We start from the raw sequence: 1,530 nt of genomic DNA on the forward strand, positions 1-1,530 counted from the left end.
GGCTGGCGCCAAAAGAGCCCAACGGCCGTTACGGCTTCGTTAGAAACGCGCCCCATCATGGATGGTGAACCCGAAAGGTAAGGTGCGCGGGCACGGTGGCTCGGCCCGCGCGCCCGGAAGAGAAAGGATAAGCCCATGGGTTACATGCTCGAGACGCGCGGGCTCACCAAGCGCTTCGGCCGCGGCGACCAGGCGCAGGATGCCGTGGCCGACGTGAGCCTTCATATCCGCGAGGGCGAGGTGTACGGGCTGCTCGGTCCCAACGGCGCCGGCAAGTCGACAACGCTCAAGATGATCTGCGGGATGCTGCGGCCGACGGCCGGGGAGATCCTCTTTGCCGGGTACGCCTGGCGCCGCGAGGACCTCTACGCAATCGGCAGCCTCATCGAGGAGGCGCCGCTCTACCCCAACCTCACCGCGCGCGAGAACCTGCGCGTGCGCACCACGCTGCTGGGCCTTCCCGAGAGCCGCATAGATGAGGTACTCGCCGCCGTGGACCTCGCGGACACCGGGAAGAAGCGCGCCGGGCGCTTCTCGATGGGCATGCGGCAGCGCCTGGGGCTCGCGCTGGCGCTGATCGCCCGGCCACGCCTGCTCGTGCTCGACGAGCCCACCAACGGCCTCGACCCCATCGGCATCGAGGAGCTGCGCGACCAGATCCGCGGCTTCGCGGCGGCGGGTACGACGGTGATCGTCTCGAGCCACATCCTCTCCGAGGTGCAGCAGATGGCGGACACCATCGGCATCATCTGCGGGGGGCGCCTCGCCTACGAGGATGCGCTTCGGCCCGGGCAGGACCTCGAGGAACTCTTCATGAGCTTCTGCCGGGAGGGGCGACGAGCGCGCGGGGAGGTGGCGGCATGACGGGCGAGAAAGGCGGCCTGCTCGCGGGCCTGCGCGCCGAGGCCCTGAAGTCGCGCCACGCGGCACCGGTTCGCCTGGCCGTGCTCATGGCGCTGCCGATGCCGCTGCTCGGCGCGATGCCCTACCGGGGCGTGCAGATCTTCAGCGCGTGGAACTACTGGTACGCGCTCTTCCTGCCCGTGTCTCTCTCGCTCGTGGTGGCGTGCGTCGCGCGGGCGGACGCTCGCACGCGGATGCGGGGGCTTCTGGGCCTGGGCTTCCCGCTCGGGCGCGCCTGGTGGGCCAAGGCGCTCTGGTGCCTCGCGCTCTGCGCGCTCTCGAACCTCGTGGTCTTCGGCATCTACCTCGCGGGCTCGGCGTTCTCCTCGCAGGGCCTCACGGCCGCGGGCACGCTCACGATGCTCCTCTGCGCGCTCACCAACACGGTGACCGCGGCGTGGATGATCCCCGCAGGGCTCTTCCTCACGGCGCGGCTCGGCATGCTCGCGGGCATCTTCTGCCCGCTCGCCGCGCAGCTCATGGGTGGTTTCGCCTGGTCGCTGATGCCGCTGCCGCAGTTCTTTCCGCCGTCGGCGAGTATGGTCATCCCCACGAGCTTCATCCCCGTGCTGCCGAGCGGCGAGCCACTCGCGGCGGACATGGCGCTCGGCGGGGCGCTCGCGGCGG

The 1,530-nt window shown here is 70.5% G+C and carries 2 protein-coding genes; both read left to right on the top strand.

Going from position 1 to position 1,530, the window contains the following annotated elements; genetic code table 11:
- Positions 1-135: 135 nt before the first annotated feature.
- Positions 136-864, top strand: a complete 729-nt coding sequence (locus tag I2F59_RS09820; RefSeq protein WP_195504014.1) for a lantibiotic protection ABC transporter ATP-binding protein — start codon at positions 136-138, stop codon at positions 862-864.
- Positions 861-1,530, top strand: a 670-nt coding sequence (locus I2F59_RS09825) for an ABC-2 family transporter permease (RefSeq protein WP_195504015.1), incomplete at its 3' end; no start/stop codon positions are given. The genes I2F59_RS09820 and I2F59_RS09825, both read left to right, overlap by 4 nt.

This window comes from Collinsella aerofaciens (assembly GCF_015556945.1).
In the GTDB taxonomy this organism is placed as follows: Bacteria; Actinomycetota; Coriobacteriia; order Coriobacteriales; family Coriobacteriaceae; genus Collinsella; species Collinsella aerofaciens_AO.